The following is a 7,411-nucleotide window of genomic DNA, read 5'->3' on the forward strand; positions in this document are numbered from 1 at the left end:
AAAGGTCGATGCTGCCAAGCCGGGGGGCCGTCGCCACACGGAAAGACGGCTGCTGGCCAGTTTTTGGCAGCATATAGACCAGCAGCAAGTGGCGCCGATGGCCCCCTTCACGCATCCGACCACGAAAGGAGCGCAAGGCACTCGATCCGGGCTCGCCCTATCACTGCCCCAAGTGCCGACCCCTCGTTTAGGGCGAGAGGGCGTGCTCATTAAACGCCTGCCCCTGCGATGTCCGCTTCTCCCCTGATAGCAGCGCAAAAGCCGCGCTTGCCTGACTTCCGAGTTGGGCCAATAGGCGACATCTCTAACGGCTACTCTTAGCAGCAGCATACGTCGATCTGAGAGTTAAGGCTCCGTCAAACTCGAAGATACAAGCCCGGCAGCGCTGAAGGCACCTCGTCAGCCGTTTCGGCAAGTTTCATCCGGCGGCCTTGCTCGTCTCGGAGCGGTTTTACCTCGATCTCATCGAGCGAGAAGCGCTTGATCAACTTCAATGGGCCGACGACCGATTTACGCATCCCCCATGGGCTTGAACTGCCGCGAGGCATCGGAAAGGCGAAAGGGTCCGAAGGGATGCGAAACAGAATGCGGCCATCCCAGACATCCTCATCGCTCCGCACAGGCACCCGCCTTTCACCGATATAGTTGAGATAAGCTTGGAAAAGGTGCTCTTGCAAAGAGACGATCACCGTAAAGCCGGTGAAGTCAATCTGCCCGCGCATGCGATTGTCGTAGACTAAGGTCTCGGTAACTTCCACGGACCCCGTTGAACTGACGAACTTGTCAGGTTTGACGCAGAAAGACCTATCGCGACACCAGCTATCATATGGAACGCTCTCCGGCCGAGGCGGGCGGTGCGACAGGTCGTGGTCTGTATCGCCGCTAAAGCCGAGGTCATCGATGCCACCAAGAGCGGGGTTGAAGAAGAGCCCCTCTTCGCCGGAATGGACCTTTGTATCGAGACGACCAATGAAGATTAGGAAGGACATACGAGCATCTCGCTTGATCGGTGCCGATAGACGCCAATCCCGGGCCTTTGTCGGCCAATAGAGTTTACAAACCAGCAGTGATTTACGTCAGAATATCAGCAGGCCTTCTGTCATCATAAAACATCGTTGGCGGCCCGGGCGTCCGCTTTGGGTCTTGGTCGTGTAAAAACGCTGTTGCGACGCGGACCGGCGCGGTCGAACTCAGGCTATCGCGGTCCGATCAATTTGGGCAACTCTTGCGGCCGCTCGACCAGAACTCATCCTGAGGCAATGTCGGGGCTCTTTTACGCGCCCCATGAACCGCAACGGCGCGCGGCAACGCCCGTATCACGCCCTCACCGCCGCCAGCAGCGGTTTCATCCCGACGATGTTCAGCACGCGTGTCAGATTGTAGCCGAGCACGCACAGCGCCATCTCGGTCGCAACTTTCGGCAGCGTCACGCACAAGAAGTGCGTCGCGCCCATGCGCATCTTTAGTGTGCCGAACGGATGCTCGACGGTCTCGCGGCGTGTGCGCATGGCGTTTGGATTCTTGTCGAGCCGCGCCTGAGCGCGTTCGAGAACGTCCTCGTGCACCCATCGCTTGATACGGCGTTGTGGGCTCGGCGTGCACTTCGATTTGAGTGGACAGGTTTTGCAGGCGTTCGTCCAATAGTTGCGCAGCTTCTGGCCGTCTTCGTCGTTGGTATAATAATATTTGAGTTTCTCACCGGCAGGGCAGCGATAAACATCCTCATTTGGCAGATAAGCAAAGTCCTGTTTGCCGAAGCGTCCCGAAGCCTTCGCACCCGATGTCATCGGCTTGGGCAAAGTCACCGTGATGCCAGATTGCTCGCACGCCACGATTTCTTCACCCTTGAAGTAGCCGCGATCGGCGACAACATCGAGCGTGTCGGCCTCAAGAACGGCTTTGGCTTGCCGGGCTATGTTTGCAAGTTGCGACCGGTCTGAGCCGCTTGTTGTCACCTCGTGCGCGACGATCAGATGGTTTTCTGTATCGACCGCCGTCTGCACGTTGTAGCCGACGACGCCAGAACCACGGCCGCTCGTGGCCATCGAACGGCTGTCGGGATCAGTGAACGATATCTGCTGATCGGGCGACGCCAGAACCTGTTTTTCAATCGCTGCGAGTTTCGCCATTTCAACGGTCAGATTTTTAAGCCGTTCTTTGATCCGCGTCTTTTTTAACTCCAGTGTTTCCGACGGCTCCTGCCGGTCGGCGGTATCGAGCTGAGCGAGATAGCGCGCAACACTCTCCTCCAATTGCGTGCGCCGCCGCTCGACTTTGCCGCGCGTGAAGTTCTTATCGCGATTATTGACTGCTTTGAATTTGCTGCCGTCGATCGCAACGCTGGCTGTCGCGAGCAAGCCCATCTTGCGGCACACCTCGACGAAGCGCGCGCAGACCTTTTTGATGCCGGGACCATTGTCCTTGCGGAAATCGGCAATCGTTTTGTGATCGGGCGCAAGCCTGGCGAGCAGCCACATCACTTCGACGTTGCGGCCAGCTTCACGCTCAAGCCGGCGGCTCGAATGGACACGGTTGAGATAACCGTAAATGTAGAGCCCTAAGAGCGCGGCCGGATGATACGACGGCCTACCTGTGCCGGCAGGCTCAACGCCACCGAACCCAAGTTCAGCCAGATCGAGGGCTGCAACGAAGGCGTCGATCACGCGAACCGGATTGTCATCTGCAACCTAGTCGTCCAGGCATTCCGGCAACAAAGTAGATTGCCCGCGATCAGCTCCTTGAACGAAACGAGCCATGCAAGCCCCCGCCGATTCAGTGCGGGAATCATAGCAGGCACGGCGTTTTCACACAGCCAGGGTCATTAGCGCCAGGCTGAGCCTCAGCTCGCGACTTCCGGTTGACCCTCAGCTTCGGACCTGGCCCTTCGCAGAGCAAACTGCCGCGATGGGCCAACTCTGGACCCCATGCGCTGAGGAGGACGACTGCCATTCGATCACGTTGCGGACATTGGAAAGCTACTCGGGCAACCTCGCTTTGCGAAAACCCTCAATCATCAGCTTCGCGGTTTTTGATAACTGGCTCCTGTCGATCCAAGCCGATATCGTGAAATCAGGATCGGTCTCAAGCATACGAGCCGCCGCCTCACGGGCCTCGGCGTCGCGTCCGAGATGGGCGAAAGCGGCTACGAGGCAGCGATACGGTCCTGGATAGCAGGGGTTGAGACGTAAGGCTTTCTTCGCTGCAATGATGGCCTCGTCAAAGCGACGAAGCTCGATAAGGGCACACGCTATCCCGGTTAGCGCGATGAATGCTTGCGGATCTACCGGACTCATTCGCATGGAACGTTCAAAGCTCCGGATCGCTTCCTCTGGCTGCCCCGCGATCTCATAGACCCAGCCTCTGCGGTGCCAGGCGTAATATGAATTCGGGTTGAGTTTGACCGCCCGGTCGGACATCTCGATCTCGCTCTCGCAATCGCCGACCAGGAGCGCCGAAATCAGGGCAACACCCGCTAACGTGTCTGGATCACCATCGTCGAGGCTCAATGCTAGACGCATGAGCCGAACGGCTTCCTTGCGTTCGAATTGAGGATCGATGGCATAGTTCCTGACCACGTTCTCCGAATGACAGGCACCTGCCAGAGCGGCGGCACCAGCAAACCCGGGATCAAGTTCCATAGCGCGCTGGGCGAGTCGGAGTCCCTCTGCCAAGCCTTCGCGGGTCGATGGGACTATCTTCTGTATGGCCCGGAGATAGAGGTCATACGCGGTGAGGTCTTCCGGGCGTCGCCGCGAGGCCAGTGCAAGTTCTGCTTGAAATAACCTTGGCCGAATAGCGGAGACGACGGCGAGCGTGACATCATCCTGCAGCGCGAAAATGTCCGTCATGTCGCGCTCGAACCTGTCAGCCCAGATGTGGGTGCCCGTAGCTGCTTCAATCAACCGGCCCGTGATGCGAACTTTCCCCTGCGCCTTGCGCACCTCACCCTCGAGGACGTAACGCACGCCAAGCCGACGCCCGGCGTCCTTGATGTCGACCGCCTTGCCTTTGAAGGTGAAACTCGAATTTCGCGCGATCACGAACAACCCTTTGAACCGCGAAAGCGCGGTCGTGATCTCATCAACCATCCCGTCCGCGAAGTACTCTTGCTCGGGATCGCCAGACATGTTCGCGAACGGCAGCACGGCGATGGATGGCCTGTCGGGTATTGCAGGAGCGCTCTGGGGCGCGTCGTCCGGATTTGGGGCCGCAACATCTCGCACCTCTTGCACCTGTCCGATGAAACGGAAGCCCTTCCGCGGTAGTGTTTTGATGAAGCGCTGTTTCTCGCCGGAATCGCCGATTGCACCCCGAACGGCATTCAGACGGGTCGTCAGTGCGGCGTCGGACACGCTGCGCCCGTTCCAAACCGCGCTGATGAGGTCGTCTTTGCTGACGACGCGCTCCCGGTTGCGGATCAGGTAATCAAGCAGATCGAAGACTTGAGGTGGGACAACAATCAGGTCCGTTGCGCGGTAAAGTTCGCGCCGGTCAGTATCCAATGCGTAATCCTCAAAAAAATACCGCAACGGCCAATCCTTTTCGGTGGCACCTAGCCCGCCAGGAACCCAAAGAATAAGCTCCCGGTAAGGAGAATGTAAGCCACCTGTTAAGCGCGCCGGCGGATGTGGTGGCAGCTTTAGCTTAGTGAAAACAGCCCGACTTGGACAAACCGCGATGAGCACGATCCACGGGACCACTGAGCCAGGACCGGCAACCGCAAGGCGGCAGTATTACAGCCCCCTCGAAGCATATTGGGATGCGTTTTGTGAGTGGCGCAGACGCGAAAGGCTGCGAACGCGGCTGTGTTGCCTGACGGACAGCGAGCTTTTGGACATCGGTATCACCCGCGGTGAGATCGATTTCGTCGCCTCGAACCCATCGATCGACTCAACCGGTTTTCGTTCATCCTAGCTCGGTAATCGGCGAAAGGCGTGCGCACGGTCACTACGATAGATGGTCTGTTTGTATTCCGGCGAGGTATCACCCCGCATCACTCATCGGTGACCAGCGTTGTGCCTTCTCTGGGTGTGAATGGGTTCACAGTAGCGTCGGCAAGCGAATGCTATGGTTCCAGCCATTCAATTGCTGACCGAGGTTATTTGAAGAGATCTCTATTCCGAACAACAACTAGGTTAGGGTCATGTTCAAACGGTTCCTTTTGATCGCCGTAGTTGCCTCTCTCACGTTGGCCACATCCCCAAGAGTTCGTTGCGAGTATGCTTTGGAGCGCAGCGCGTCCACGGGGTCGCGTTCTGTCTCGTCGCATTCTGAAGCAGATCAACCTCCTGAAGAACTTTTGAATGAAATTGTGGCTTGGCTCTCATCAAAGTTTGACTTGCCTGCCATCAAAGATCGCCCTGCCATTAAATTTGCGTCGAGAATGGAGCTTGCAAGTCTGCGTGAAAGGGACCTTGCTTCTTCGCAAAGCCTCATAGGAAACGATGGGCAAGTAGCTCAGCGCGATGTTGTCGCACTCTACGACAACCATACGAGTACGATCCTGCTTCCTGATGATTGGGGTGGGGCTTCGCCGACGGACCAATCGGTGCTGGTACACGAAATGGTCCATCACCTTCAGAATCTGGGAAAGCTCAAATTTGAGTGCCTGCGGGCGCGAGAGAAGACGGCCTACCTGGCTCAGGCTAAATGGCTAGAGCGGTTCGGCCTGAGCCTGGAGAAAGAGTTCGACGTGGACATGTTCACGGTGCTGATTTCCTCAGCATGCATGTATTAGTCGTGCCCCGTCGATTTTGGTCCCTGCTCGACAATGGTTTTCCGAATGAGCGAAAAGCTAAAGTCTCGTGCGTGCGAACATGATTTCAGCGGGTTGACCAATGACCAAACACTTGGTGGTCCTTGCAATTATATTGGCGATCCTGGCCATGGCGCGCGGGCAGCAGAGTCAATTTGTATCGCTACCAACAGGACCACTGCCAGCCGCGCTTGTTCCGTGAGAATTCATTGTCATGGCAGACCCTAAGCCGACAACAACGCAAGTTGTTCCGCCCCACATTCAATTGATCCAGATGGGCCGGGCCCACATCGTCTCAAGAGCCGTCTACGCCGCGGCCAAGTTGGGGCTGGCCGATCAGCTCGCATCCGGACCAAAAAGCGCCATCGAGCTTGCTGGTCCCCTGGACGTGCATGGGCCTTCCTTGCACCGATTGATGCGTACCCTAGCGGGCCTTGGCATTCTAACCGAGCGACCGGAGCAGCGTTTTGCCCTGACCGATCTGGGAGAGGCGCTGAAGACCGGCGCGCCGGGCTCAGCAAGATCATCCGTGATTTTTTCAGGGAACCCCTCTCTGAGTGGCTGGGACAATGTGGTCTATTCTGTTCAAACTGGCAAAGCGGGTTTTGAGAAAGCGCGAGGCCTCGCGTTTTTCGACTACCTCGCGCAACATCCCGAGGACGCGTCGCTGTTCAGCGAGATGATGGTCGGCCTCAACGACCAGGAGCCTCCAGCCGTCGCCGCCGCCTACGATTTCTCGATCTTCCAAACCATTGTTGACGTAGGCGGGGCCACCGGCAACATGCTGGCGGCCGTACTTTCCCGTCACGCCGGCCCGCGCGGCATCCTGTTCGACAGGCCGCATGCCGTGAAAGACGCACCCGAATTGCTTGAGGCCAAAGGCGTAAGCGATCGGGTGACGATCCAGCCCGGAAATTTCTTCGAAAGTGTCCCCGACGGGGCGGATGCTTACGTCCTTTCGCACATTCTCCATGATTGGGACGAAGACCAGTGCCTTGCGATCCTTGGCCAGGTCCGCAAGGCGATGAACCCAGCCGGTCGTTTGCTGATCGTCGAAATGGTGCTGCCATCCGGCGATGCGCCGCATCCGGGAAAATTACTCGATCTCACGATGCTCGTACAAACAGGGGGGCAGGAACGAACGGAATCCGAATACGCGTCACTTTTGGGCAAGGCTGGTTTCCGCCTGACGCAGGTCGTCCCGACGAGTTCAGCGGCGAACATCCTGGAAGCCGTGGTGGCTTGAGTGCGAGTGGATGCTTGGTTGGAGTCCGGTTTGGGTCTTGGCTGTGTGAAAACGCCCAGACGCTCGAGCGCGATAGAAGAACTTATTCGTCCCAGACCATCGTAGCGCCGAGTTGCGCAAGCGCCTTCATCCTAGACGACGAACTGAAGAATGTAATTCTAGCCGAGTTTTGGTCTTTCGCGTTTTTACACAACCAGGGTCAAAAGCAGCGGTGGACCCGGTTTGGTCGGCGTCCGGTTTGCCCCTGACAGCCGACACAACACGCTCTCAATCGACCTTCGGCTAAGGGCCGATACTGTTGAAAAAGTCCTCTGTGGCGCGCATCCCAAATTTCTAAAGGCTGCTGGTGCGCTCGACGCCGTCTGACGCGAGGGACCACGTCATTCCTTGCGGGATCGCTGTGTGATTTT

General features: G+C 57.5%; 5 protein-coding genes and 1 pseudogene. 3 read left to right on the forward strand and 3 right to left on the reverse strand.

Translation table 11 applies throughout. The annotated features are described in order from the left end of the window. Window positions 1–356 precede the first annotated feature (356 nt). The 3 genes and pseudogenes from WN73_RS14365 to WN73_RS14375 form a co-directional block, all read right to left on the reverse strand. The gene (locus WN73_RS14365) at window positions 357–989 is read right to left on the reverse strand and encodes a hypothetical protein (protein ID WP_271553373.1); all 633 of its coding nucleotides are present in this window, start codon (window positions 987–989) and stop codon (window positions 357–359) included. 327 nt (window positions 990–1,316) lie between these two features. Beyond that, window positions 1,317–2,756, reverse strand: a pseudogene (locus WN73_RS14370) (IS1182 family transposase). A 219-nt stretch (window positions 2,757–2,975) separates the two neighbouring features. Continuing rightward, window positions 2,976–4,529, reverse strand: a complete 1,554-nt coding sequence (locus WN73_RS14375) for a winged helix-turn-helix domain-containing tetratricopeptide repeat protein (RefSeq protein ID WP_271553374.1) — start codon at window positions 4,527–4,529, stop codon at window positions 2,976–2,978. Between the two features lie 148 nt (window positions 4,530–4,677). Here WN73_RS14375 and WN73_RS14380 point away from each other — a divergent pair, with 148 nt between their 5' ends. From WN73_RS14380 to WN73_RS14390, 3 genes are all read left to right on the forward strand, one after another. Continuing rightward, window positions 4,678–4,914, forward strand: a complete 237-nt coding sequence (locus tag WN73_RS14380; RefSeq protein WP_271553375.1) for a DUF1127 domain-containing protein — start codon at window positions 4,678–4,680, stop codon at window positions 4,912–4,914. A gap of 229 nt (window positions 4,915–5,143) precedes the next feature. After that, window positions 5,144–5,737: a DUF6647 family protein gene (locus WN73_RS14385; protein ID WP_271553376.1), complete on the forward strand. Its 594-nt coding sequence runs from the start codon at window positions 5,144–5,146 to the stop codon at window positions 5,735–5,737. A 232-nt stretch (window positions 5,738–5,969) separates the two neighbouring features. Continuing rightward, window positions 5,970–7,001: a methyltransferase gene (locus WN73_RS14390; RefSeq protein ID WP_271553378.1), complete on the forward strand. Its 1,032-nt coding sequence runs from the start codon at window positions 5,970–5,972 to the stop codon at window positions 6,999–7,001. The last annotated feature ends 410 nt before the right edge of the window (window positions 7,002–7,411 follow it).

The sequence above is a fragment of the Bradyrhizobium sp. CCBAU 45394 genome (assembly GCF_028128655.1).
GTDB lineage: Bacteria > Pseudomonadota > Alphaproteobacteria > Rhizobiales > Xanthobacteraceae > Bradyrhizobium > Bradyrhizobium diazoefficiens.

Bases quoted from the DNA above. Each gene is read 5' to 3' on its own strand.
- WN73_RS14365 (WP_271553373.1), bottom strand. From the start codon at position 989: ATGTCCTTCCTAATCTTCATTGGTCGTCTCGATACAAAGGTCCATTCC.
- WN73_RS14380 (WP_271553375.1), top strand. From the start codon at position 4,678: ATGAGCACGATCCACGGGACCACTGAGCCAGGACCGGCAACCGCAAGG.
- WN73_RS14385 (WP_271553376.1), top strand. From the start codon at position 5,144: ATGTTCAAACGGTTCCTTTTGATCGCCGTAGTTGCCTCTCTCACGTTG.
- WN73_RS14390 (WP_271553378.1), top strand. From the start codon at position 5,970: ATGGCAGACCCTAAGCCGACAACAACGCAAGTTGTTCCGCCCCACATT.